Origin of the sequence: Luteibacter sp. 329MFSha, assembly GCF_900111665.1 — a bacterium.
Classification (GTDB): Bacteria; Pseudomonadota; Gammaproteobacteria; order Xanthomonadales; family Rhodanobacteraceae; genus Luteibacter.
The window spans coordinates 710,306-734,562 of sequence record NZ_FOJE01000001.1 but is presented as its reverse complement, the minus strand read 5'-3'; the positions used below and the strand labels follow the sequence as shown (position 1 = coordinate 734,562).

General features: G+C 69.2%; 17 protein-coding genes. 4 read left to right on the top strand and 13 right to left on the bottom strand.

Going from position 1 to position 24,257, the window contains the following annotated elements; genetic code table 11:
* Positions 1–57 precede the first annotated feature (57 nt).
* The 5 genes from BMW54_RS03205 to BMW54_RS03185 all read right to left on the bottom strand — a co-directional run bounded on the left by BMW54_RS03205 (position 58) and on the right by BMW54_RS03185 (position 7,180).
* The gene (locus BMW54_RS03205; RefSeq protein WP_090052936.1) at positions 58–1,692 is read right to left on the bottom strand and encodes a serine hydrolase; all 1,635 of its coding nucleotides are present in this window, start codon (positions 1,690–1,692) and stop codon (positions 58–60) included.
* Positions 1,693–1,758: 66 nt separating this feature from the next.
* The gene (locus BMW54_RS03200; protein WP_254779029.1) at positions 1,759–2,670 is read right to left on the bottom strand and encodes a DMT family transporter; all 912 of its coding nucleotides are present in this window, start codon (positions 2,668–2,670) and stop codon (positions 1,759–1,761) included.
* A gap of 93 nt (positions 2,671–2,763) precedes the next feature.
* The gene (locus BMW54_RS03195) at positions 2,764–4,596 is read right to left on the bottom strand and encodes an ABC transporter ATP-binding protein (protein WP_090052934.1); all 1,833 of its coding nucleotides are present in this window, start codon (positions 4,594–4,596) and stop codon (positions 2,764–2,766) included.
* A gap of 23 nt (positions 4,597–4,619) precedes the next feature.
* On the bottom strand, positions 4,620–5,249 hold the full coding sequence (locus tag BMW54_RS03190) for a Pr6Pr family membrane protein (protein WP_090052933.1): 630 nt from the start codon (positions 5,247–5,249) through the stop codon (positions 4,620–4,622).
* 8 nt (positions 5,250–5,257) lie between these two features.
* Entirely contained in the window at positions 5,258–7,180 is a 1,923-nt protein-coding gene (locus BMW54_RS03185; protein WP_090052931.1) for a M1 family metallopeptidase, read from the bottom strand.
* 249 nt (positions 7,181–7,429) lie between these two features.
* On the opposite strand from BMW54_RS03185, the gene gnd reads away from it, so the two are divergent.
* On the top strand, positions 7,430–8,434 hold the full coding sequence (gene gnd / locus BMW54_RS03180) for a phosphogluconate dehydrogenase (NAD(+)-dependent, decarboxylating) (protein ID WP_090052930.1): 1,005 nt from the start codon (positions 7,430–7,432) through the stop codon (positions 8,432–8,434).
* A gap of 84 nt (positions 8,435–8,518) precedes the next feature.
* On the opposite strand, the gene BMW54_RS03175 is transcribed toward gnd, so the two are convergent.
* The 5 genes from BMW54_RS03175 to BMW54_RS03155 all read right to left on the bottom strand — a co-directional run bounded on the left by BMW54_RS03175 (position 8,519) and on the right by BMW54_RS03155 (position 14,426).
* Positions 8,519–9,460 carry a cation diffusion facilitator family transporter gene (locus BMW54_RS03175; protein ID WP_090052928.1) on the bottom strand — a complete coding sequence of 314 codons (942 nt, stop codon included), beginning with the start codon at positions 9,458–9,460 and terminating at the stop codon, positions 8,519–8,521.
* A gap of 188 nt (positions 9,461–9,648) precedes the next feature.
* Positions 9,649–10,632 (bottom strand): malate dehydrogenase, encoded by a 984-nt coding sequence (locus tag BMW54_RS03170; RefSeq protein ID WP_090052927.1) that lies wholly within the window; start codon positions 10,630–10,632, stop codon positions 9,649–9,651.
* Between the two features lie 36 nt (positions 10,633–10,668).
* Positions 10,669–11,868, bottom strand: a complete 1,200-nt coding sequence (locus tag BMW54_RS03165) for an aminotransferase class I/II-fold pyridoxal phosphate-dependent enzyme (protein ID WP_090052926.1) — start codon at positions 11,866–11,868, stop codon at positions 10,669–10,671.
* Between the two features lie 172 nt (positions 11,869–12,040).
* On the bottom strand, positions 12,041–12,547 hold the full coding sequence (locus BMW54_RS03160; protein WP_090052924.1) for a peptidylprolyl isomerase: 507 nt from the start codon (positions 12,545–12,547) through the stop codon (positions 12,041–12,043).
* A gap of 124 nt (positions 12,548–12,671) precedes the next feature.
* Complete coding sequence (locus BMW54_RS03155) at positions 12,672–14,426, bottom strand: 3-hydroxybutyrate oligomer hydrolase family protein (RefSeq protein ID WP_090052923.1); 1,755 nt, start codon at positions 14,424–14,426, stop codon at positions 12,672–12,674.
* A gap of 183 nt (positions 14,427–14,609) precedes the next feature.
* Here BMW54_RS03155 and BMW54_RS03150 point away from each other — a divergent pair, with 183 nt between their 5' ends.
* Positions 14,610–15,263: a response regulator transcription factor gene (locus BMW54_RS03150; protein ID WP_090052921.1), complete on the top strand. Its 654-nt coding sequence runs from the start codon at positions 14,610–14,612 to the stop codon at positions 15,261–15,263.
* Positions 15,264–15,265: 2 nt separating this feature from the next.
* Here the strand turns inward: BMW54_RS03150 and BMW54_RS03145 are convergent, their stop codons facing one another.
* The 3 genes from BMW54_RS03145 to BMW54_RS03135 form a co-directional block, all read right to left on the bottom strand.
* Entirely contained in the window at positions 15,266–18,559 is a 3,294-nt protein-coding gene (locus BMW54_RS03145; RefSeq protein WP_090055635.1) for a hybrid sensor histidine kinase/response regulator, read from the bottom strand.
* A 97-nt stretch (positions 18,560–18,656) separates the two neighbouring features.
* Positions 18,657–19,667, bottom strand: a complete 1,011-nt coding sequence (locus BMW54_RS03140; protein WP_090052920.1) for an extracellular catalytic domain type 2 short-chain-length polyhydroxyalkanoate depolymerase — start codon at positions 19,665–19,667, stop codon at positions 18,657–18,659.
* A gap of 12 nt (positions 19,668–19,679) precedes the next feature.
* Positions 19,680–21,968 (bottom strand): TonB-dependent receptor, encoded by a 2,289-nt coding sequence (locus BMW54_RS03135; protein ID WP_090052918.1) that lies wholly within the window; start codon positions 21,966–21,968, stop codon positions 19,680–19,682.
* Between the two features lie 174 nt (positions 21,969–22,142).
* On the opposite strand from BMW54_RS03135, the gene BMW54_RS03130 reads away from it, so the two are divergent.
* A complete protein-coding gene (locus BMW54_RS03130) occupies positions 22,143–23,540 on the top strand; it encodes a GntP family permease (protein WP_090052917.1) in 1,398 nt (465 codons plus the stop codon).
* Between the two features lie 25 nt (positions 23,541–23,565).
* Entirely contained in the window at positions 23,566–24,252 is a 687-nt protein-coding gene (locus BMW54_RS03125) for an esterase/lipase family protein (protein WP_090052915.1), read from the top strand.
* Positions 24,253–24,257 lie beyond the last annotated feature (5 nt).

Sequence of the window (24,257 nt, the reverse complement as noted above, 5' to 3'; positions counted from 1 at the left end):
CGGACCTGGCCGCGATGGGTGCTTGCGGCGAGCACCCCATCGCGCCCAGGTGCGCTCCTACGGGACCGGCGCGAGACGCAGGTCCTGGAAGTCGAAGCTGAAGTCGGTCAGCGGCGAGACCGGTTCCATGCGGACCTCGCGCACCTTGCCATCGGGATCGAGCACGAAGTTGACGAACGCGTCGCCGTTGAGCGAGCGATCGTCCCAGTGCGCGACGAAGGTGTCGTGCTGCCACGGTTCGAGCGTGCCGGTGAGCTGGGCGGTCTTCGTGAAGCTCATCACCAGCTTCCCGCCCTGCTTCGCCACCTTGACGTCGCCGTACCACGGATCGCGGTACGTGCCCGCGTAGCCGTCCAGCGGCAGCGACGGCTTCGCGCCCTTCATGCGCGCGGCCTCGTGCTTCTTCATGCTGTCGTCGGCGTTGCCTTCCGCCTTCTTCACGCTGGCGGCGTACGCGGCGATCCAGTCCTTCACCGGTGCGTCCATGAAGGCGTCGAGGGCCCGCATCGTGACCGCCTGGAACGCCGCGCCGGATTCCTGGTTCGTCAGCACCACCACGCCGAGCTTGAGGTCGGGCACCATCGTCAGGCGCGAGACCATGCCGGGCCAGCCACCGGTGTGCCACACGAGCTTGTGACCGCGGTAGTCGGAAACGAACCAGCCTTCGCCGTAGCCGGAGAAGTTCGGCTTCGCCGGCGCGAGCTCGGGCACGCTCGGTTCCGGGATGCGGATCGGCGTGATCAGCGACCACATCTCCGCCTGGCGCTTCTCGCTGAAGAGGCGCTGCGCCTTGCCCGAGGCATCCGTGTAGGCGCCGCCGGCCAGCTGCATGGTCATCCACTTCGAGAGGTCGTGGACACTGGAATAGATGCCGCCCGCCGAGGGATTGTTGCTCCACGACATCGGCGGCACGGGCTTCAGGTCCTTGAAGTCGAACTTCGCGTGACCGGTGGCGATGTCGTCGCCGGCGGCGACATGGCTCGGCGCGCTCGTCTGCGATTCGGTCATGCCGAGCGGCTGGAAGATGCGCTCGCGCACGAAGTCGCTCCAGGATTTTCCCGAAACCTGCTCGATGACGAGGCCCGCGACCGCGAAGAGGATGTTGTCGTACGCGTACTCGGCGCGGAAGCTGTTCGTCAGCGGCATGTAGCGCAGTCGCTGCACCACCTCCTTCGTGGTGTACGTCGTGGCGGGCCAGTACAGGAGGTCGCCGGCGCCGAGGCTGAGGCCGCTGCGATGCGCCAGCAGGTCGCGCACACGCATCTCGCGCGTGACGTACGGGTCGGACATCTGGAACCACGGCAACCGGTCGATCACGCGGTCGTTCATGTCGAGCTTCTTCTCGTCGGCGAGGATCGCCAGCGAGGCCGCGGTGAACGCCTTGGTGTTCGACGCGATGGCGAACTGCGTGTGCGCGTCGACCTTCGCGGGATCGCCCAGCTTGCGCACACCCGAGCCGAGCTCGAGCACCACCTTACCGTCCTTGACGATCGCGACCGCGATGCCCGGCACGTCGAACTGCTTGCGCGTGGCGTCGAGGTAGGCCTCGAAGTCGGCCAGCGCCGCGGGGCGCGCCGGGGCGGCGCCAGTCGCGGACGCAGTGGCCGCGGGGGCGGTGTCCTGGGCGTTCGCGGCGATCGCGAAGACGAACGACGTGACGCCGAAGGCGAGGAGATGGCGAAGGCGCGGCATGGACGGTCCCGGCAACAGTGGTAGCGCCGGACTATTCCACGCTGGGCAGCCGGGTGGAAGGGCCGATCAGCCCTTGCTTTTCTGGCTGAAGATGACGCTGCCCAGGATGATGGCGCCGGCGAGCGCCATCGTCGGTGTCAGGGCCTCGCCCAGGAACATCCACGCCCAGCCCACGCCGAACAGCGGCACCAGGTACGTCGACGTGGCCGCGCGCGGCGCGCCGATCCGCTGGATCAGGCGGAAGTAGAAGGCGTAGGCGAGACCGGTCGAGAGCACGCCGAGGGCCACGACCGCGACCCACGACTTCGCCGGAATGGCCGCCTCGGGCCAGGTCAGCGCCGCGAGCGGCGCGGTGAGGATCGTGGCGCCGAGCAGGCAGCCCGCCGCGACGGCCGTCGGGGCGATGTCGGAGAGGAAGCGCTTGATGAGGTTGCCGGCCAGTCCGTAGCAGAACGACGCCGCGGCGCCCGCCAGCGCCGCGGGGGCGACGTTTTCGCCGGCCGTGCGTCCGCTCGCGAGGATCACCACGCCGACGAAGCCCGCGACCAGCGCGATGGCCTTGCGAACGCCGATCTTCTCGCCGAAGCCGACGAAGGCCACCAGCGCGGCGAAGAGGACGGTCATGCTGTTGGCGATGGCGCCGATGCCGGCGGGCGCGCGTTCCGCGCCCCACGCGAACAGCGTGAACGGGATCGCCGCGCTCAGGGCGCCGAGGGCCAGCATCTTCCACAGGTGCGAGGGCCGGATCGTCTGCCGCGCGCGCCAGAGCAGCGGGAGCAGGATCACCGAGCCGAACGCCAGGCGCGTCGCGACCAGCGGGAACGGACCGAAATCCTTCGCCGCGACGCGCATGAAGAGGAACGAGCCGCCCCAGATGGCCCCGAGAATGGTCAATTCGACGGTGGTCCGCCAGTCGCGCGCGGCGGGAGCGGCGGTGTCGACCGGGGTTTCGGCGGCGGCGTTCATCGTGTTCTTCATGGGGATGGGAGCGTCATTGTCGCCGGAACCGGCGATACCACAAGCGAAGCGTTTGCAAGGCAGCCTTTCGGGGAATTCATGGCGTCGCTCCCATTACTCCACGCCGACGAAGCCACCCGTCTGATGCGCCCAAAGGCGCGCGTAGAGGCCACCATGGGCGATCAGTTCGGCATGCGTCCCCGTCTCCACGATCGCGCCGTGCTCCATCACCACGAGCCGGTCCATCTTCGCGATGGTGGACAGGCGGTGCGCGATCGCGATCACCGTCTTGCCCTGCATCAGCGTCTCCAGGCTTTCCTGGATCGCGGCCTCGGCTTCGGAATCGAGCGCGGAGGTCGCCTCGTCGAGCACGAGGATCGGCGCGTCCTTGAGCAGCACGCGCGCGATCGCGATGCGCTGGCGCTGGCCGCCCGAGAGTTTCACGCCACGCTCGCCCGCATGGGCATCGAAGCCCGTGCGGCCCTCGCCATCGGAGAGGCCCGGGATGAACTCGTCGGCGCGCGCCTGCCGCACGGCGGCGAGCAGTTCGGCCTCCGTCGCGTCCGGCCGGCCATAGAGCAGGTTGTCGCGGATCGACCGATGCAGCAGCGAGGTGTCCTGCGTCACCACGCCGATGCTCGAACGCAGGGATTCCTGCGTGACCTTCGCGATGTCCTGGCCGTCGATCGCGATGCGGCCGTCCTCGAGGTCGTAGAGGCGCAGCATGATGTTGACCATCGTCGACTTGCCCGCGCCCGACGGCCCGACGAGACCGATCTTCTCGCCCGGACGGACCAGCAGGTCGAGGCCGCCGATCACGCCGCCCGCCTTGCCGTAATGGAAATGGATGTTCTCGAAGCGCACCTCGCCGCGCGTGACGCGCAGCGGCACGGCGTCCGGACGATCGACCACGGTCCGCTCCTGCGAGATCGTGGTGATGCCGTCCTGCACGGTGCCGATGTCCTCGAAGATGCCGTTGACCACCCACATGATCCAGCCGGACATGTTGTTGATGCGGATGACCAGGCCCACGGCCAGGGCGACCTGCCCCGTCGACACCGTACCCCGCGACCACAGCCAGAGAGCCAGGCCGCTCGTCGCCGCGATGAGCACGCCGTTGAGCGAAGTGATGGCGACATCCATGCCGGTGACCATGCGGCTGGACGAGCGGACCTTGTCCGTCTGTTCCCGCATCGCCTCCTTCGCATAGGCCTCTTCGCGATGCGTGTGCGCGAAGAGTTTCAGCGTCATCACGTTGCTGTAGCCGTCCACGATGCGACCCATCAGCTTGGAACGCGCCTCGGACGCTTTCCACGAGCGTTCCTTCACGCGCGGCACGAAGTACACCAGCATGCCGACGTAACCCGCGATCCAGAGCACGAGCGGCAGGGCCAGCCAGACGTCCGCCTTCGCGAACAGGTAAACCGAGGTGCCGGCGTAGACGGTGACGTACCAGAGCGCGTCGACGACCTGCACCGCCGACTGCCGTAGCGACGGCGCCGTCTGCATGATCCGGTTCGCGATGCGGCCCGCGAAGTCGTTCTGGAAGAACGAGAGGCTCTGCTTGAGCACGTAGCGATGGTGCTGCCAGCGCACCATCGTGGTCATGCCCGGGTTGAGCGTCTGGTTGACCAGCAGGTCGTGGATGCCGATCGACAGCGGCCGCAGGATCACGACGACGAACGCCATCCACGTCAGCGTGCGCCAGTGGGTCTGGAAGAACACCGCGGCCGGCGTCTTCTGCGCCATGTCGACCACCCGCCCCAGGAAGTCGAACAGGGCGACCTCAATGAGGGCGACGGCGAGCCCGACGACCAGGGCGGCCACGAAGACCTTCCACACCTGGCCGAGGTAGTACGCGTAGAAGCGGACGACGCCCTTCGGCGGCGCCCGGTCGGGCGCGTCGCGGAAGATGTCGATGAGGGATTCGAACCAGCGGAAGATCATTCCGCCATTGTAGCCCCTTGACGTTACCGATTCCGGAGTGCCCGGTCGACCGCGACCAGGCCCGCGCCCAGGACGAGGAACAGCGCCCCGACGATGCACGAGTTCAGCAGCACGGCCGGATATCCGAGCCTGTCGACGTCCATGAACGGGTACGGATACTCGTGCACGACGCTGCCGCGCGCGAACGTCCAGAGACAGAACGCGAAGGGGAACAGCAGCCATCGCGCCGCGTCGCGCCACGCCAGCTCGCCGTGCGGCAGCAGGAACACCCACCAGGCCAGGTACAGCACCGGCACGACGTAATGCAGGGCGCGGTCGGCCACCAGCTGCGGCCCGAGCGGATGCCACTGCCCCTGCAGCACGGTGGCGTAGACCAGGCAGGTCACCGCGATGCAGAGCGCCGCGAGCCCCCGGACCGCCGGACGGCGCAGGCCGCGCAACGGCTTCCAGTTGCCGCCCGTGGCGGCCGCCGCCGCGACCAGCGCGACGAGCACGTTGGAGAGGATCGTGAAGTAGCTGAAGAAGCGCACCGTCACGACGCCGGGAGACGCCGACCAGAACATGAGCCAGTACTGCAGCAGCAGCGCCGGCCACGCCACCGCCGCGACGACGATGGCGAACAGGTTGGAAATGGCTGCCTTGCGCGGCGACATGACGCTCCTCAGCGCGGCCAGACGTTGTTGGACCGGTCCCGGTCCGGGATCCGGTGGTCGGGGTCGATCTCGGCACGGACGATCCGGCGGCCGCCGGGCACGCTCACGCCGAAGCTCGTGTGCTGCTGCCAGGTCTCCACCGGCACGCGGATGTCGCGGGTGGTCCGGTCGTCGAAGGTCACCCGCAGCGTCGCGGGCATGACCAGGCGATCGCGATTTTCCACCGTCACGGTCCCGCCGTCGACCGCCGTCACGGCCATGTCGAGCTGCCAGTTGTTGGCGAACCAGCCGCGCCAGAACCAGGACAGGTCCTCGCCCGCCTGGCTTTCCATCAGCCGGAAGAAGTCCGAGGGCGTCGGGTGGCGGTAGGCCCAGGTCGCGATGTACTTGCGGAACGCCGGGTCGAAAAGCTCCGGCCCGATGATCTCCTCGCGCAGCAGCACGAGGCCCAGCGCCGCCTTGAAATAGGTGGCCGGGTGGCGGTACTTCTCCTTGACCATGTCGGCGCCGATCAGCAGCGGCGGCGCGTCGGCGTCGGCCAGCAGGGGCAGGATCTCGTCGACGGGGTTGCCGCCCTTCGGCGCGTACTCGCCGTCGCGCTTGGGCGCGAACTCGCCGTGGTTGAAGGCGTCCGCCTCGTACACGTCGATGAAGGTGTTGAACCCTTCGTCCATCCAAGCGTTGCGGCGCTCGTCGCTGCCCACGATCATCGGGAACCACGTGTGCCCGATCTCGTGCGCGGTCACCATGTGCAGCGCCTTGGCCGGCGCCTTCATGGGATCGAACACGATGCCCGGGTATTCCATGCCGCTCGCGGCGGAACCCGCTTCGTTGATCGCCACCGGGTACGGATAGGGGTACCACTTCGTCGAGAAGTGCTCGACCGACGACTTCAGGTACTCCGTCGAACGACCCCAGCCCTTCACGCCGACGCTCTCCACCGGGTACACGGACATCGCGAGCGCCTTGCGGCCCTCCGGCAGGTTGATGCGCGCCGCGTCCCACACGTACGCCTTCGACGCGCCGAAGGCGACGTCGCGCGTGTTCCGCATGCGGAACTTCCACGTCAGCGTGCCGCCCCGCTTCGGCCGGCTCGACGCCTGCGTGACCTCCTCGGGCGTGCGGATCATCACGGTCGCGTCGCTCTCGCGCGCCTTCGCCAGGCGCTCGCGCTGCGTCGCGGTGAGCACGTCCTCCGGGTTCACCAGCTCGCCGGAACCGGCGACGATCATGTCCGAGGGCACGGTGATCGCATAATCGAAGTCGCCGTACTCGAGGTAGAACTCGCTGTTGAGGTAGGGCGCCGTGTCCCAGCCGCGCAGTTCGTCGTAGACGCACATGCGCGGGTACCACTGCGCCATCTCGTAGATGTCGCCGTTCTTCGACGGCGCGAAACCGGTGCGTCCACCGAAGTCGCCGGGCAGATCGTAGGAATACGCGATCGTGACGCTCACCTTGCCGCCGCGCGCCGCGACCGCCTCGGGCAGGCGCACCTGCATGCGCGTGTCGCTGACCACATAGGTGGCCGCTTTCCCGCCCACGGTCACCGAGGCGATGCGGAAGCCGTCGGTATGCCGCTTTTCGGTCCTGCCGGCCGTGAAGTTCCCGCGCGCGTCCGCGGTGAAGCGGTTCTCGTCCAGCTGCAGCCAGAGCACGTCGAGCGCGTCCGGGCTGTCGTTCGTGTAATGGATCGTCGCCCTGCCCGTCATCGTGTTGGCGACCGGGTCCAGCGTCGCGGCCAGGTCGTAGTCGGCACGGTTCTGCCAGAACAGCGGGCCGGGCACGCCACTGCCGGAGCGGTAGGCGTTGACGGGCTGCGGATAGACGAACGGTGCGAAGATCTCGCGGGGATCGAACGTGGCGGCCGAGGCGCCGAGCGTCCCGGTCAGGGCGATGGCGGCGAGCGACAGGCGGACGGCGGATGTTTTCATCGGGCGCACTTGAAGGGACGACCGCTGAGGATACCCGCGCGGCGAAGCCCCGCTCCAGCCTGCCGTAAGTCATCGAAGGTCGACTTCGCGGCCTCCAGGACGCACTATGACGGGGTTAACCCCCGCGGCCGGAGCATGCGTGGATGGGTCCGGCGGACCCGGTGCCGCGCCGGACATCCCTATGTATACCTTGCATCCACGGCGGGTATCCGCATATTCCCCACGTTGCACACATCGAGGAACCCACGCATGAAAATCGGTTTGATCGGACTGGGCCGCATGGGCGGCAATATCGCCCGCCGCCTGATGAGGGACGGTCATCAGACCGTGGTCTATGACAACGCCGAGGGCGCCCGCGCGGCGCTGGCGAAGGACGGCGGCGAAGCCGTCACCTCGGTCGAGGCGCTGGTCGCGGCCCTGCCGTCGCCGAAGGTCGTGTGGGTGATGCTGCCCGCCGGCGAGATCACCGAGAACACGATCCAGACCCTGTCCGGCCTGCTCGGCAAGGACGACGTCATCATCGACGGCGGCAACACGTTCTACAAGGACGACGCCCGTCGCGCCGAGGAACTCGCCACCAAGGGCATCCACTACGTGGACGTCGGCACCTCCGGCGGCGTGTGGGGCCTCGATCGCGGTTACTGCATGATGATCGGCGGCGACAAGCCGACCGTCGATTACCTCGATCCCATCTTCAAGACCCTCGCACCGGGCGCCGGCGACATCCCGCGCACCGAAGGCCGCGATGGCCGCGATCCGCGCGTCGAGAACGGCTACATGCACGCCGGTCCGGCCGGCGCGGGTCACTTCGTCAAGATGATCCACAACGGCATCGAGTACGGCATGATGCAGTCGTTCGCGGAAGGCTTCGACATCCTGAAGAACCGCAACGCCGCGCACCTGCCGGAGCGCGAGCGCTACGAGCTCGACATGGCCGACATCGCCGAAGTCTGGCGTCGCGGCAGCGTGGTCTCGTCGTGGCTGCTCGACCTCACCGCCAGCGCGCTGGCGAAGGGTCCGGAGCTCGACAACTACTCCGGTTACGTCGACGACTCCGGCGAAGGCCGCTGGACCGTCAACGCGGCCATCGAGCAGGCCGTGCCAGCCGAAGTGCTGACCTCCGCCCTGTTCGCCCGCTTCCGTTCGCGCCAGGACCACACCTACGCCGAGCGCCTGCTGTCCGCGATGCGCATGGGCTTCGGTGGTCACATCGAAGGCCGTGGCAAGCCGCCGAAGGAAGGCGAGCACTCCTGATACGGCATGCGCCGCCGCTCGCACCCGCGACGGCGGCGCACCGCTCATCGCCGATACGATCGGCTCCCGCCCTTCGCCGGCACCTCAACGCCCGTCCAGTTCGCGCAACCGGGCCCGCCAGCCTTCCGGGGTCTGCGGCTTGATGAACAACGCGACGATCGGCAGGTTCGCCTCCTTGGTACGCGCCTCGATGGTGCGCACGCGCTCCTCGATCTCCACCGTGGTCAGGTGATCGTCGAACGCCATCGACAGCGCCACCAGCACCTGGTCCGGGCCGACCTGCACCGTCAGCACGCCGTTGACCGCTTCCACCCCCTGCACCTGCCCCGCGATGCCGCACACCTTGGCGAGCAGGTTCGGCTGCGCCGGTTCGCCGATGAGCAGCGCCTTGCTCTCGCGCGCCAGCATCGCCGATGCCAGCGCCAGCACGACGGCGATGCCTATCGAGGCCCAGCCATCGATGCGCGGGTCGCCGAGCGCATGGGACAGATACACGCCGATGGCGGCGATGCCGAGGCCCAGCAGCGCGGCGCTGTCCTCGAACAGCACGGAATAGGTCGTCGGGTCCTTCGTGTTGCGGAACGCCTCGAAGTAGCCGAGGCTGCCCTTCTTCCGCTGCACGCTCTTCAGCGACAGCCACCACGAGCTTCCTTCGAACAGCGCACTCACCGCGAGAACGATGTAGTTGACCGTCGGGTCGCCGAGCGGCTCGGGCACCAGGATGTGGTTGACGCCTTCGTAGAGGGAGAACCCCGCGCCCAGCGCCAGCACCAGCAGCGCGACGATGAAACTCCAGAAGTACAGCTCGCGCCCGAAGCCGAGCGGGTTCTGCCGGTTGGGTCGCTGGCGCGAGCGGCGCAGCCCGTAGAGCAGCAGGATCTCGTTCACGCTGTCGACCAGCGAATGCACGCCCTCCGACAGCATGCTGGAACTGCCGCTGATGGCCGCGGCGATGAACTTCGCGATCGCGATGCCGATGTTGGCGGCGAGCGCGACGTAGACGACGAGTTTCGAGCTATGGGCCATATCGGGAGCATTCCGCAATGAGCGTATCGATGGAGTAAACCGGGCGAGCGGTCGTGGAAAGCGCGTCGGCTCGCGAACCAGCTTGCGGCAAGAACCGTTCGCGCGCCAGCGCGCTCCCCGGCACGTCGACCACGAAAAAGGCCGCGCCTCGCGGCGCGGCCTTTCGCTTCGCATCGCACGCTCGCGGATTACTTCGCGAACAGGTGCTCGACGCCAGCGCGCTCCTCGCGCAGTTCCTTCTCGGTCGCGTCGATGCGCGCCTGCGAGAACGCGTTGATCGCCAGGCCCTGCACGATCGCGTACTTGCCGTCCTTGACGGTCACCGGGTAACCGAAGATCACGCCCGGCTCGACGCCGTACGAGCCGTCGGAGGGGATCGCCATCGAGACCCAGTCGCCTTCGGCCGTGCCGAGCGTCCAGTCGCGCATGTGGTCGATCGCGGCCGAGGCGGCCGAGGCGGCCGACGACGCGCCGCGCGCCTTGATGATCGCCGCGCCGCGCTGCTGCACGGTCGGGATGAACTCGCTCTCGTACCAGGCCTGGTCGACCTGCTCGAGCGCGGCCTTGCCCTTCACGGTGGTCTCGTGGAGGTCCGGGTACTGCGTCGAGCTGTGGTTGCCCCAGATCGTCAGCTTCTTGATGTCCGTCGAATGCGTGCCGGTCTTCTCGGCGAGCTGCGACAGCGCGCGGTTGTGGTCGAGGCGGACCATCGCGGTGAAGCACTTCGGATCGAGGTCCGGGGCGTTCTGCTGCGCGATCAGCGCGTTGGTGTTGGCCGGGTTACCGACGACCAGCACGCGCACGTCGCGCTTGGCGTGGTCGTTCAGGGCCTTGCCCTGCGGGCCGAAGATGGCGCCGTTGGCTTCGAGCAGGTCCTTGCGCTCCATGCCCGGGCCGCGCGGACGCGCACCGACGAGCAGCGCGTAATCGACGTCCTTGAAGGCGACGTTCACGTCGTCCGTGGCGACGACGCCCGCGAGCGTCGGGAAGGCGCAGTCGTTGAGTTCCATGACGACACCCTGCAGCGCGGGCAGCGCCGGAGTGATCTCGAGCAGGTGGAGGATCACCGGCTGGTCCGGGCCCAGCATGTCGCCGGCGGCGATACGGAACAGGAGGGCATAGCCGATCTGGCCGGCAGCGCCGGTGACGGCAACGCGAACGGGTGCTTTCATCTTACGACTCCTCAGGTATATCGCGTGGGACTTCGATCAGTTGAGCTCGGCGAAGAATTCGACGATGCGGGCCATGCCCTTGTCGAGCGCCTCGTCGGGACAGGAATAGGAAATGCGCAGCGCGCGCGGCTCGCCGAAGGCCGAACCCGGAACGCAGGCGACGCCCTTGGCATCGAGCAGCGCGGCGCAGAAGTCGACGTCGGACGTGATCTCGACGCCGCCGTGCTTCTTGCCGAAGGCCACCGAGATGTCGGGGAACGCGTAGAACGCGCCCTGCGGACGCGGGCAGACGACGCCGGGAATCGACACGAGCGCGTCGTAGACGCGATCGCGCTTGGCCGCGAACTCGACGCACTTCGCCGCCGGGATGTCCTGCGGACCGGCCAGCGCGGCGACCGCCGCGGCGGTGACGACTTCCGGCAGGCTCGTGATGTGGTTCGAATTGAGCGTGGTCACCGCGAGCGCCACGGCTTCCGGCGCGGCGATGAAGCCCACGCGCCAGCCGGGCATGCCGTAGGTTTTCGACAGCGAGTCGACGAAGATCACGCGGTCCTTCAGTTCGGGGCGCACGTGCACGAAGTTGTGGTAACCGACACCGTCGAAGACCATCGTGTTGTAGATGTCGTCGGTGATGATCCAGGTATCGGGATACTTCGCGATCACGTCGGCCAGCGCGGCGATCTCGTCGCGCGTGTACACCATGCCGGTGGGGTTCGACGGGTTGTTGAAGAGGAACACGCGCGGCTTGCGCTTCAGTGCGTCGTCGAACTGCGCCGGCGTGAGCTTGTAGTGCTGCTCCGGCGGGCACGGCAGGATGTTGATCTTCGCGCCGACGATCTCGGCGATGTCGAGGTAGCTCGTCCAGTACGGCGCCGGGAAGGCGATCTCGTCGCCCTCGTCGAGCAGCGCTTCCGCGAGGTTGTAGAGGATCTGCTTGGCGCCCACGCCGGTGCTGACGTTCGCGCGGCTGTAGCCCGTGAGCCCGAGCGCTTCGATGTGCGCGAGGAAGGCGTCGACCAGCGCGTCGGGGCCGCGGTTGCTGCCGTACTGGCCGGAATCCTTCGCCAGCGCCTCGCGGGCGGCGGCGTACACGTGCTCGCCGGGGAGGAAGTTGGGCACGCCGATCGAGAAACTGACGATGTCGCGTCCTTCGGCCTTCAGGCGCTTGGCCTTCTCGGCGATGACCATGATCGCGCTGGGCTTGGCACGACCGATACGCTTGGCGAGCTGCGGCATCGTTTCCTCTGACGGGGACAGGGCAAAGGCCGCTATTTTAACACGGCGAGCGAGGTACCTGCCGTGCCCCGGCAAGAAGGTGGGAGCCGATCGTATCGGCGATCCCGCGGCAGCGGGCCCGGACACGAAAACGCCGCCCGGAGGCGGCGTTTTCGGATCGGGCCCGGACGGCTCAGCGCGCGTCCAGCACCGTGTTCCATTCCTTCACCTTCGCGGCCTGCTTCTCGAGCAGCGCGTCGATGTCGCCGGAGACTTCCACCTTCTCGATGGTGTCGTCCTGGCGGATCTTGTCGACGACCTTCTGGTCGTCCGGGCCGACCACTTCACCGAAGACGCTGTGCTTGCCGTCGAGCCACGGCGTGGCGCCGTGCGTGATGAAGAACTGCGAGCCGTTGGTGCCGGGGCCCGCGTTGGCCATCGACAGGATGCCCGGCTTGTCGTGCTTGAGGCTGCTGTCGAACTCGTCGCCGAAGCGGTAGCCCGGACCGCCGCGACCCGAACCCTCGGGGCAGCCGCCCTGGATCATGAAGTCGGCGATGACGCGGTGGAACGACAGGCCGTCGTAGTAGCCACGCTTGGCCAGGTTGACGAAGTTGGCGACCGTCAGCGGGGTCTTGTCGTCGTGGAGGCGAAGGTGAATGTCGCCCTTGCTCGTCTTCATGGTGACGTTGATGGTCATCGCGATTCCTGTAACTCGTTGAAATACGGCCCGATCGCACGTCGCGACCGGTCCGGAGGGGCTGCAAGGCTACCGAAGATGGCGTCCGTTCCCCAAGAGTTCAAGCGAGAAGACGTGACGACCGTCAACGCACGGGCAACCCGAGCGCCGCCGGGGTGAGCGCACCCGGGCCGCGCGGGCGGGCATCCCGCACCGCGGCGTCCTCGGGCAGCGGCCGGCCTTCCGAGAGATGCGCCCAGGCACGATCCAGCGCGGCGTAGCCGAAGGGCAGCAACGGGGCGTGCCGGTCGCCGAAGTCGGGAAACGCGAGGAAGGCGTCGAAGTGCTGCGCGTACGGCACCTTCCAGTACACGGGCGAGCGGCCCGAGGCGCGCAGCCACGCCACATACGGATCGGAGCTGAAGGCCACCGGGATCAGGCCGTCCTGGGCGCCGTGCACCACGAACACCGGCAGCCCCGCGCGCGGCAACGCCGCGGCCGTGGCAGCCACCCCCGCGTGGAGCGCGCGGACCTCGTCGCCCTGCCCCGTCCACAGCTCGCGGAGGCACAGGTTGCCCGGCAGCGTCGGATCGAGCGAGACGTCGGTACCGCCCGCCAGGAGCACGCCGGCCCCGGGCGGCACGCCCGAACCGTCCGCCCACCAGGCGGCCCGGACCACGGCGTCCGCGGGGGCCGCGACGCCCGCCGTGTGCTGGGCCCGATAGGAAAAACCGCAGGGCATGCCGTCGGCCGGCCGCCGCAGGTAGGCGCTTGCATAGGCCGCGGTGACCGCGCGCCAGAGATCGAGCGACGTCGACGACGCGCCGACCTTCAGCGCGTCGTCCTGCCAGCCGGAGGCGCGCAGCATCGCGAGCGCTTCGGACGCCTGGGCGGCGGGGGTGTTCGCGACGAGCCGGCCATGCGCTCGCAGCGACGCGCAGCGGATCGCCCAGGCGGGCGGCGCGGCGTGCGCCACGCGGGCGAACGGCAGGCCGTCGAATTCGGGGGCCGCCAGTGCGCACGGCAGGAGCAGCGCGGCCTCGGTGGCGTAGTCGTAGAACGGACGGCCGCGGCCCTCGACGTGGATGTTCGGCTCGAGCGCGACCACCGCGGCGAGGATGCCGTCCTCGTCGTCGCCGGCCGCGCGCAGTACCGCGCCGCCGCCGTTCGACAGGCCGGTCGCGATGATGCGGGTGTTGTTCGCCGTGAACGGCGCTTCGGCGGGAAACGCGCGATCGAGCATCGCGAGGCCGAAGCGCGCCGCCTGCAGGACATGCCGGCCCCAGTCGGCTTCCGGGTTGTCGCCCGAATGCGCGTGCTTCACCGCGATGCCGGCGTCTGGGGCGAGCCCCTTCGGCTCGAATTCCAGGGGCGCGGCTCCCGCCTTCGCGCGCGTGCCCTCGAGCGCGACGCCACTGCCGTCCACCGGATCGAAATAACCCGCGCCGGTGCCCTTGTCGGTGTATGCCACCGCGCAGCCGCGCGGCAGGCCCCATGCACCCGCGAGGGCGATCGGCCCATAGATGCCACGCGAACCCGACGACGCGGTGACGACGAGGCAGCGCTTCGCCCGGTCGAAATCGTCGGGCACCTGGAGCAGCACGCGATGGGGCGCCCGGGCGCCCGGCAACGTCGCGAACGCGGTGAATTCGCGGCCGGGGACGTCGGGTACGCCGCCGTAGACCGTGCCGAAGCCGCCGAGCGAGCCGAGGTCCGCGATGCCCTTCCAGCTCGCCTGGATCGCGCGGCGTCGCAGTTCCGCCGGCGTCGGCGACGCCGGCTGCGCGAACGCCGTGGTGGTGCCGGCCAGGCCACGCAATCCGAGGCCCGCGCTCAGCAGGTCGTCACCGTGGCGATGCTCGGTGATGCGGACGTCGCCGAAGCGATCGGTTGCGGACATGGAGCCTTTCCTCGTGGCGGGCGCCGTCGCGCAGGAGAGGACACCGAGGGAAGCGGCGGCGATGACGGCCAGGGGGAAGATGCGTGACATCGGGCCACGATAGCAAGCGCGCGGCGTCGCGCCATCGTACGAAAGGGCAGGCGCACTCGACGCGGAGGCGTTACGTCGTTACCGTCACGCCCGATGACCCGCATCCTCGTCGCCGACGACCATCCCCTGTTCCGCGCCGCGCTTCGCCAGGCCGCCTCCGCCGCCGTGCCCGACGCGTCGGTCGCCGACGTCGCCGATCTCGACGCGATGCTCGCCTTCCTCGCGGCGGAACCGGATACCGACCTCGTGCTGCTCGACCTGCGCATGCCGGGCAGCCGCGGCCTTTCCGGCCTCGCCGCCCTGCGCGGCCAGTATCCGGGTGTCGCGGTACTGGTCGTGTCCGCGCACGACGAGCCCTCCGTCGTGAAGCGCGTGATCGCTCACGGCGCCGCCGGTTTCCTGCCCAAGAGCGCCGATCCCGCGACCATCGCCGACGCGGTGCGCGCCGTGCTCACGGATGGCGAGTGGCTTCCGCCCGAGCTGGCCCGCGCGGTCGCCGCGCTGCCCGCGGATGCCGGCGATACGGCTCTCGCCGCGCGGCTCGCGCGCCTCACCGAACAGCAGTTCCGCGTGCTGTCGATGCTCGCCGAAGGGCTGCTCAACAAGCAGATCGCCGACCGGCTGAACGTGCAGGAGCGCACCGTGAAAGCGCACGTCACCGCGATCTTCGAGAAGCTCGAGGTGCGCAACCGCACCCAGGCCGGCGTGCTGCTGCGCTCGCTCGACCTGGCCGACAGCGGCCCCTGACGTCAGCCGGATGCCGCGACGGGCCGTGGCGCAAGGCGCTGCATGGCCTGGCGCATCGCCAGTGGCTTGAGCGGCTTGTAGAGCACCGTGCCGCCGGCGTCCTGCAGCCGCGTGCGCAGATCGACGTCGCGGTCCGCCGTGACGAACACCGTGGCCACGTCGCCGAAGCGCTCGCGCAGGACGCGCAACGCGTCGAGCCCCGTGCGTCCCGCGTCGAGGTGGTAGTCGAGCACGAGCAGGTCGGGCGGCGACGCGTCGTCCTCGGGAGCGCGCAGCGCGTCCACGGTCCAGCCGAAGCCGCGCAACAGGCTGGCCGTGGCGGCCAGTGCCACGGGATCGTTGTCGACGACGACCGCGTGCCCGGCAGGCAACGCGCCGGGCGCCGCGACCGCCGCCGGTTCGCTCGCGCCGCGGGGCGCGAGCGGTGCCGAGACCTCGAACACGCTGCCCGTGCCCGGCCAGGAGCGCAGGCCCAGCGGGTGATCGAGCAGCGTCGCGGTGCGCTCCGCGATCGCGAGGCCGAGACCCAGCCCCTGCCCCACCGCGGCCTCGCCACGACGGAAGGCTTCGAAGATGGATGCGCGGTCGTTCTCCGCGATGCCCGGCCCGGTATCCCACACTTCGATGCGCACGGCGCCGCCCACCCGTCGGCAACCGAGCACGACGCGACCGCCGCCGGCGTAGCGCAGCGCGTTGGCAAGGAAGTTCTGCACGATGCGGCGAAGCAGCTGCGGATCGGTGCGGACCCATGCGCGCGTCGGCACGCAGTCGAAGCGGATGCCGCGCTCCGCGGCGAGCGCGCGGCTTTCCGCCGCGAGCGGTCCGACGATGTCCGCGAGCGCCACGTCGACGATGCGGGGCGTCAGGCGGCCGCCCTCCAGTCGCGCGATGTCGAGCAGCCCGGCGAGCAGGTCTTCCGTCGCGGCCAGCGCGCCATCGAGGTGACGCGCCGTCTCCGCATCGCCATGGCCCGTGCGCAGCGCGTGCGCGAACAGCTGGGCCGCGTGCAGTGGCTGCAGCAGGTCGTGCGACACGGCGGTGAGGAAGTGGCTTTTCGCCTCGTTCGCCTGGCGCAGTTCGACCGTGCGCTCCGTCACGCGAAGTTCGAGCGTCTCGTTGGCGCGGATCAGCTCGTCCTCGGTCTCGCGAAACGACGTGACGTCGGTGAACGTGGCCACGTAGCCGCCGCCCGGCATCGGGTTGCCGCGGATCTCCACGACGGTGCCATCCGGAAAACGCCGCTCCGCGAGGTGGGGCGACCCCGCGCGCATCAGCGCGAGGCGGCGCTCCACGCGCGAAGCGATCTCGCCCGGCCCGATCAGGCCCGCCGCCACGTTGTGCCGGATGAGGTCGGCCGCCGGCCGGCCCACGCGCAGCATGTCCGGCGGATAGCCGAAGAGTTCCGCGTACGGCCGGTTCCACGCCACCAGCCGCAGCTCGGCGTCGACGACGCAGATGCCCTGGCTCATCGTCTCCAGGGCCGCCTCGAGCACGCGCTGGTTGAAGCGAAGGTCTTCGGTGGCCTCGTCGACGATGGCGGCCACGGTATCGAGTTCGTCCTGGCGCTGGCGATGCACCACCTGCAGGAGGAGCCGCGCGGAGCCCGCGCCGATCACGCCCGCCAGTTCGTGTTCCACCAGCGCGGCGAGCGCGCCGCCCGCGGCGCCCGTCGGCACCGCGTCGGCGAACAGCGCCGCCACGCGATCGGAGGGAAGGAAGCGCGCGGCGAGTGCCCGCAGGTCGCCCACGTCCACGCGCCCCAGCTCCGTCGCGGGCATCGCGACGCGGCCGTAACGCGACGGCGCGACCAGCGCGATCGTCGCGAGGTTCGCTCCGATGCCCAGCACCACGGCCCGCCCGAGGCGGCTCCAGTCGTCCAGTCCGAACAGGCGGTCGGGTGCCAGCCACGCGATGCCGAAGGGTCCCGCTTCCACCCATGCGGGCTCCGGCGTCACCAGCGCGGGCAGCACCACGTAAAGCCACACGAGCGTGCCCACCGCGAGCCCCGCGCCCACCGCGCGCGCACCCGTCCGCGGCCGGTACACCGCGAACAGCAATGTCGGAGCGAGGCCGGCGAGGGCCGAAAACGAGATCGCGCCGATGTCGGCCAGCGCGTCGTTGCCGGCGAGCATCCGGCTATAGGCCCAGGCCAGGAGGATGACGCCGAGAATCGCGACGCGACGCTGCGTGATGACCTCGCCGCGCAGGTCGCCCCGCTCGCCCCTGCCCCATCCGCCGCGCACGCGCACCGGCGCGATGAAATGGTTGACGACCATCAGGCTCAGCGCGAGCGTGGCGACGACGACCATGCTCGTCGCGGCCGAGAGGCCGCCGAGGAACGCGAACAGCGCGAGGCCGCCCTGCTCGCGCGACAGCGGCAACGCCAGCACGTAAAGATCGGACGGCACGCCCAGCGGCGCCAGCGTCGCGTCGCCGAGCCGCGCCAGCGGCAGGATCGGCAGCGAGATGAGCAGCATGTAGAGCGGGAACAGCCAGCGGGCCGTGGACACGTGGCGCACGTCGCGGCATTCCACCATGCCGGCGTGGAACTGGTGCGGCAGCGTGAACATGGCGAGCGCGCCGAGCAGGATCAGCGCGGGGAAGCCGCCGGCGTCGTGCGGCATCGCGGCCGCGCGCGCCACGGCCGCCGGATCCGGCGCCGCGCCGACGAGGAGGCTGCCGAGCGCGAGCATCGCCGCCAGCTTGAACAGCGACTCGAACGCCATCGCGAGCACGAGTCCACGGTTGTGCGCCATGGCGGAGGCACGACGCGTGCCGAACAGCATCGCGAACGCGGCCATGAGCAGCGCGATGTACAGCGCGCTGTCCTGCCAGGCGGGCGCCTCGGCGTCGCGGCCCTGCGCGAGCAGGCCGTAGCTCATCGCCACCGCTTTCAGCTGCAGCGCGATGTACGGCACGATGCCGATGAGCATCACCACGGTGACCAGCGCGGCGAGGCCGCGGTGACGGCCGAGGCGCGCCGATATCAGGTCCGCGACGGAGCCGGCGTTGTAGTCGCGCGCCATGACGACGAGGCGACGCAGGACACCGACCGCGAACACGTACATCAGGATCGCGCCGACGAACGTCGGCGGCAGCCACCAGCCCGAGCGGGACGCCTGGGTCACCGTGCCGTAGAACGTCCACGAGGTGCAGTGGATCGCGAGCGAGAGCGCGTAGACGATGGCCCAGCGACGCTCCAGGAACGCGGGCCGCCGCTCGCCGAACAGCGCCACGCCGAACAGCATGCACAGCCACAGCGCCGCGGCGAGGGTGACGAGCCAGGGATTCATGATGCCCCGAGGCCGATCGCCGATACGATCGGCTCCCACCCCTCCGGTAGAGACGCTGGTACCGAAGGGGTGGGAGCCGATCGCATCGGCGATATCCGGGTTACTTCAGGCCAAGACCATGCAGCGCGTCGACCAGCCAGCGCAGCTGGACGCCGGCGCGCGTGTCGTAGTTCGCCCCCGAGTAGCCCCACCAGTCCCAGCATGCCTGCGGATTCAATGGCGCGAAGACCGCGCGGGTCTGAGGATACAGGACGGCCACGTCGTAGACGTCCGCCCAGCGGTTGAAGCCGGCGTCTTCCACGAAGGCCTTCCCGACGAGGTCGACGTTCTGCTTGCAGCCATGCAGGGCGACCATCACGCCACAGGGCTTGCCGGCGAGGCAATCCGGCGGCAGGTAGACGAATCCCTTCGCGCCGAGGAACGCGTCCTTGCCGTCCGCCTTGTACGCGTCCTGGTCGAACTCGCGCAGCTCGCCCTTCGCCGTGCCCGCGACCTTCGCCGGTTTGCCGTAGAGCTGCGCGAAGATCTCCCCTGCCGCGTCGATGCCGCAATGGCCGAGGAACGGCGAGACCGACTTACCGCAATCGTCACCGCTCGCGGCGATCGGCAGGTTGTGCGCGAACGCGCGCTTGCCGTCGTTCACCACCGGCATTCCCGCCAGCGCGGGCTCGACCGCCTTCAGCGCGTCGTAGAAACCGGCCGACGCGTCGCCCACGACCGGCGCGACGAGCGCGTCCTGCGCGCCGTGCAGCGCGTAGATCTTCGCCCCCGCCAGCTGCGCGAGCGGACCGATGTCGCCCCTGGCGGCCTTCGTCTTCGCCGCGGCGGCGAGCGCCTTCACGTCCGGCGGCGGCGTGCCCTTCATGCACGAACCGAGCGCGGTTTCGAGCTTGCCCGCCGCGCACCCGTAGGGGCCACCGGCAATCAGCGCCGCGCCGTGGAACACCTCCGGATACGCGACCTGCGCCTGCGTCGCCATATAGGCGCCCGAGGACAATCCCGCCACCGTGACCCGCGCGGAATCGAGCTTCAGGGCGGGCAGGCGCGCGGGGGCGTCGGCCGCCGACGCGGCACCGGCGCCGAGCGCGACGAGGAGCAGCAAGCGTTTCATCGGATTCCCCTCTTAGAAGTTGTAGCGCACGGAGCCGTAGTAGTTGCGCGGCATCCCGTAGTAGGCCGTGCGGATGTTACCCACGCTCGAGAATTCCTGGCCATCGGTCTTGTAGACCTTGTTGGTGGCGTTGCGCACGCCGGCGCGGAACTGCCAGTGGCCGTCGCCGGAATCGAAGATGCCGAACGCGCCGACCACCGTATACGCCTTCTGCGACAGCGCGTCGTAGTTGTCGACGCTGAGCCAGGTCTCCGTGCGGTACGAAGCGTCGGCGCCGATCGTCAGCGCGCCCCCGCCCACGTTGAACGTCTGCGTCGCGGCGATGCGCGCGGTCCACTTCGGCGAGAACGGCACGTGCGCGTGGATCTGCGGGTTGTAGGCCGGATTGGTCGGGTCGAGGCGCGCGTCGTCGAAGCGGTCGTACTTCGCCTTGAGGTAGCCGATCTGGGTGCTGAGGCGCGTGCCTTCGCCGAGCAGCGCGACGCCTTCGGCCTCGAAGCCGTCCATCTTCAGCTTCGCCGCGTTGATCACGGGGAACGCGAAGGTGGGCGTCACCGAACCGGAATTCTGGATCTCCGACACGCGGGCCTGGAAATCCTTGTAGTCGCTGTGGAACGCCGCGAGGTTCGCCTGCAGGCGATTGTCGACGCTACGCATCTTCAGGCCGGTCTCGAACGTCCACACGTATTCGGGATCGAACTCCGCCGAGCGGGTTTCCGCCACCGAATTGGCGCGACCGTTGAAGCCGCCGGACTTGAAGCCGCGGCTGGCCGAGACGTACCACATGGTCTGCGGATCGAACTGCTTCTGCAGGCTGACGGTCGGCGTCCAGGCCTTCCAGTCCTTGTCGCGCGCGAAGGCGACGGTCTCGTTCAGCGCGGTGAGCGGCGCGCCCCAGAACGTGCTGGTGGAGCGATCGTAATCCTTGCTTTCCTTGCTGTAACGGATACCGGCGGCCAGCGTCCAGCTCGGCACGAACTCCCAGTTCACGTGCGCGAAACCGGCCCAGCTCTTGGTGGTGAGGTCGTCGCCGATCGTGCGCAGGAACGGCACGGTGCGTCCCGCCACGGCGAAGAGATCGTCCGCGAACGCGTACTGCGTCGAGGGCACGTTCTCGCGCAGGAAGTACGCGCCGAACACCGACTGCACGTTGCTGCCGTTGTCGAACGCGAGCTGCAGCTCCTGGCTCGCCTGCTTCTGGTGGAAGCCGACGAAGACGTCGCCCAGTTCGAACTGCGAGGCGTCGATGTCGATGTACGAATCGCTGTCGAGCTTGCGGTAGGCCGTGATGCTCTTCAGGTTCCACTGGTCGGAGAGCTTCCAGTTCATGTTCAGCGCCACGCCCTTGTGGGTGAGGTGCTGACCGTCGCCGGGCGGGAACGACGTGCGGCTGTGGAAGTCGTATTTCTCGTCGAGGTTCGGGCGCAGCAACGTGACCGTGCCGCGCACGAGGTCCGTGCGGGTGAGCGGCGATACCGGCTGGCCCAGCGTGAGCGCCGTGTCCATCTTCGTGTAGTCGAGCGTGAGCACGCCGTCGAACGTCTCGGACGGATGGAAGCGCAGCTTGCCGCGCACCGACTTCGTGTCGTCGTTGTTGAAGTCGCGGCCGCTGTAGTCGTGCACGAAGCCGTCGTTGCGCGTGACCGCGCCGGCGAGCGACGCCGACCAGGCGCCATCCTTGCTCAGCGGCGTGGAGCCGTAGAAGCGCCCCTCGCGGCGGCCGAAGTTGCCGAAGGTGGCCTCGACGGAGCCTTCCGGCGTCGCGCCCGGGTTCTTCGTCACGATCTTCACGGCGCCGCCGGTGGAGTTCTTGCCGTAGAGCGTTCCCTGCGGGCCGCGCAGCACTTCCACGTGGTCGACGTCGAACAGGCTGATCAGCGCGCCCTGGATGCGCGAGTAGTACACGTCGTCGACGTACATGCCGACGCCGGGATCGAACGTCTGCAGCGCGTCCGGCTGACCGATGCCGCGGATGAAGATGTTCACCGACGACGACGATCCACGACCCTGCACGATGTTCATGTTGGGCACGGCGCCCTGAAGGCCGTCGATGCTCGTGGCCTGCAGGTCCTTCATGTCCTCTTCCGAGAACGCGCTCACCGCGACGGGCACCTTCTCCAGCGATTCCTCGCGGCGGCGGGCGCTCACGGTGACCTCGTTCAGCTGCGTGGCCTCCTGCTGCTTCTTCTTCGCTTCCGTCGTCGGCGCGTTCGCCTGCCCGGCGTCCTGCGCCATGGCGGGAAGCGTGGCGGCGAAACCGATGGCAAGGCCGATCGCCAGCGTCAGCGGTGCGTGCTTCATGGACATCCCCCGAGTAACCGATGAGCGACGCCCCCTCGGCGCCGAATGACACGAAGCATAGGAAGCCACCGTGAGGGCCACACTTGTACCTTGGTACAGTGCCGCGCCGCATGGCACCTGCGGATACTCGCCGTCCGACGGCCACTCGCGCCGCACCCGGGGACGAACGTTTCGATGGCATTGCTGATCGTGCTGGCCGCGCTGGCTTTCCTGATGCTGGTCGCTTATCGCGGCTACAGCGTGATCCTGTTCGCTCCCGTCGCGGCGCTGGGCGCGGTGTTGCTGACCGACCCGGGACTGGTCGCGCCGATGTTCACCGGCCTGTTCATGGACAAGATGGTCGGTTTCCTGAAACTGTATTTCCCGGTGTTCATGCTGGGCGCGGTCTTCGGCAAGCTGATCGAGCTGTCCGGCTTCTCCCGCGCGATCGTCGCCGGCACGATCGGACTGCTCGGCGAGAAGCGCGCCATGCTCTCGATCGTACTGGTGTGCGCGTTGCTCACCTACGGCGGTGTGTCCCTGTTCGTCGTGGTGTTCGCCGTCTACCCCTTCGCCGCGGAACTCTTCCGCCAGGCACGCATCCCGAAGCGCCTGATCCCGGGCACCATCGCGCTGGGCGCGTTCACCTTCACGATGGATTCGCTGCCGGGCACGCCGCAGATCCAGAACATCATCCCCACGGCGTTCTTCGGCACCGACACCTGGGCCGCGCCCTGGCTCGGCACGCTCGGCTCGGTGTTCATCCTCGGCGCCGGGCTGCTCTATCTCGAACGGCGCCGTCGGGCCGCGGCGCTGGACGGCGAAGGCTATGGCGGCGACCTCGCCGACGAGCCGGCGACGTACGCGGGCGACCGCCTCGCGCATCCGCTCGTCGCGCTGCTTCCGCTCCTGGTCGTCGGCGTCGCGAACAAGCTGCTCACGCTCGCCATCCCGCGCGTCTATGGCGCCACGCAGTCCTTCGTGCCGACCGTGGTCGGCGCCGCGCCGCCGGTCGTCCAGGAGGTGTCGAAGGTCGCCGCGATCTGGGCCGTCGAGGGCGCGCTGCTGCTCGGCATCCTCACGGTGTTCGCGTTCGCCTGGCGCCCCGTGGTCGCGCGCTTCGCCGAGGGCAGCAAGGCGGCCGTGGGTGGCGCGCTGCTCGCGTCGATGAACACCGCGTCGGAGTACGGGTTCGGCGCAGTCATCGCCGCCCTGCCGGGCTTTCGTGTGGTGGCCGACGGGCTGCACGCCATCCCGAACCCGCTGGTCAACGAGGCGGTGTCGGTGACCGCGCTGGCGGGCATCACCGGTTCGGCGTCGGGCGGCCTGAGCATCGCGCTGGCCGCGATGGGCGAGAGCTTCGTCCGCAACGCGGAAGCCGCGGGCATCCCGATGGAGGTGCTCCACCGCATCGCCGCGATGGCCTCCGGCGGCATGGACACCCTGCCGCACAACGGCGCCGTGATCACGCTGCTCGCCGTGACCGGCCTGACCCATCGCCAGTCGTACCGGGACATCTTCGCGATCACCGTCATCAAGACCCTCGCGGTCTTCGTGGCGATCGTCGCCTACTACGCGCTGGGAGTGGTCTAGGCGCGTCACACCACGGAGGCAAGCCATGCGTTCCCTGCTGTCGCTCATCGCCCTGTCGTTGCTCATCTGCGGCCCCGTCCGCGCCGCCTGCGTCGATTCCGTCGTGCTCGTGCACGGCAACACCGGCAGTCCCTCGGACTTCCAGGCCACCCACGACCTGCTCCGCCAGCGCGGCTACGCGGAGTCGCAGATCCTCGCCCCGAGCTGGGGCAACGGCCTTTGCGCCGCCTGCAACGACCACAACGGGAGCGAAGAGGTGCCGGTCGAGAACGCCATCGTCGACGCCCTCGCGTCGTCGTGCACGGGGAAGATCGACGTCATCGGTCACTCGATGGGCGCCACCCTCGCCGCCCACGTGATCGACCGCATCGGCGCCTCGGGCTCCGTGAACACCTTCATCGGCATCGCGGGCGCCTTCCGCGGCCTCTACACGTGCGGCATCTACCCCTACAACGTGGCGAACAGCACCTGCGGCAGCTGGGGCCTGTCGATCGGCAGCCCCCTCCTGAACGGCCTCGCCGGCCGCCGCTTCGGCGCGAGGATGTACTCGTTCAAGTCGTACTCGGACGAGATCAACTGCGCCACGGGCGTCTGCATCGTCTACGGGGTGCACACCTCGCAGATCCAGGGCGAGACGGCCAGCTACACCTTCCCGTACGGCCACTACGGCCTGCTCTGGTACACGGCGAGCCAGCAGGTCGGGCTGCTCTGACGCCT

Excerpts from the sequence above, each read along its gene's own strand:
- BMW54_RS03205 (WP_090052936.1), bottom strand. The coding sequence starts at position 1,692 with ATGCCGCGCCTTCGCCATCTCCTCGCCTTCGGCGTCACGTCGTTCGTC.
- BMW54_RS03200 (WP_254779029.1), bottom strand. The coding sequence starts at position 2,670 with ATGAAGAACACGATGAACGCCGCCGCCGAAACCCCGGTCGACACCGCC.
- BMW54_RS03195 (WP_090052934.1), bottom strand. The coding sequence starts at position 4,596 with ATGATCTTCCGCTGGTTCGAATCCCTCATCGACATCTTCCGCGACGCG.
- BMW54_RS03190 (WP_090052933.1), bottom strand. The coding sequence starts at position 5,249 with ATGTCGCCGCGCAAGGCAGCCATTTCCAACCTGTTCGCCATCGTCGTC.
- BMW54_RS03185 (WP_090052931.1), bottom strand. The coding sequence starts at position 7,180 with ATGAAAACATCCGCCGTCCGCCTGTCGCTCGCCGCCATCGCCCTGACC.
- gnd (WP_090052930.1), top strand. The coding sequence starts at position 7,430 with ATGAAAATCGGTTTGATCGGACTGGGCCGCATGGGCGGCAATATCGCC.
- BMW54_RS03175 (WP_090052928.1), bottom strand. The coding sequence starts at position 9,460 with ATGGCCCATAGCTCGAAACTCGTCGTCTACGTCGCGCTCGCCGCCAAC.
- BMW54_RS03170 (WP_090052927.1), bottom strand. The coding sequence starts at position 10,632 with ATGAAAGCACCCGTTCGCGTTGCCGTCACCGGCGCTGCCGGCCAGATC.
- BMW54_RS03165 (WP_090052926.1), bottom strand. The coding sequence starts at position 11,868 with ATGCCGCAGCTCGCCAAGCGTATCGGTCGTGCCAAGCCCAGCGCGATC.
- BMW54_RS03160 (WP_090052924.1), bottom strand. The coding sequence starts at position 12,547 with ATGACCATCAACGTCACCATGAAGACGAGCAAGGGCGACATTCACCTT.
- BMW54_RS03155 (WP_090052923.1), bottom strand. The coding sequence starts at position 14,426 with ATGTCCGCAACCGATCGCTTCGGCGACGTCCGCATCACCGAGCATCGC.
- BMW54_RS03150 (WP_090052921.1), top strand. The coding sequence starts at position 14,610 with ATGACCCGCATCCTCGTCGCCGACGACCATCCCCTGTTCCGCGCCGCG.
- BMW54_RS03140 (WP_090052920.1), bottom strand. The coding sequence starts at position 19,667 with ATGAAACGCTTGCTGCTCCTCGTCGCGCTCGGCGCCGGTGCCGCGTCG.
- BMW54_RS03135 (WP_090052918.1), bottom strand. The coding sequence starts at position 21,968 with ATGAAGCACGCACCGCTGACGCTGGCGATCGGCCTTGCCATCGGTTTC.
- BMW54_RS03130 (WP_090052917.1), top strand. The coding sequence starts at position 22,143 with ATGGCATTGCTGATCGTGCTGGCCGCGCTGGCTTTCCTGATGCTGGTC.
- BMW54_RS03125 (WP_090052915.1), top strand. The coding sequence starts at position 23,566 with ATGCGTTCCCTGCTGTCGCTCATCGCCCTGTCGTTGCTCATCTGCGGC.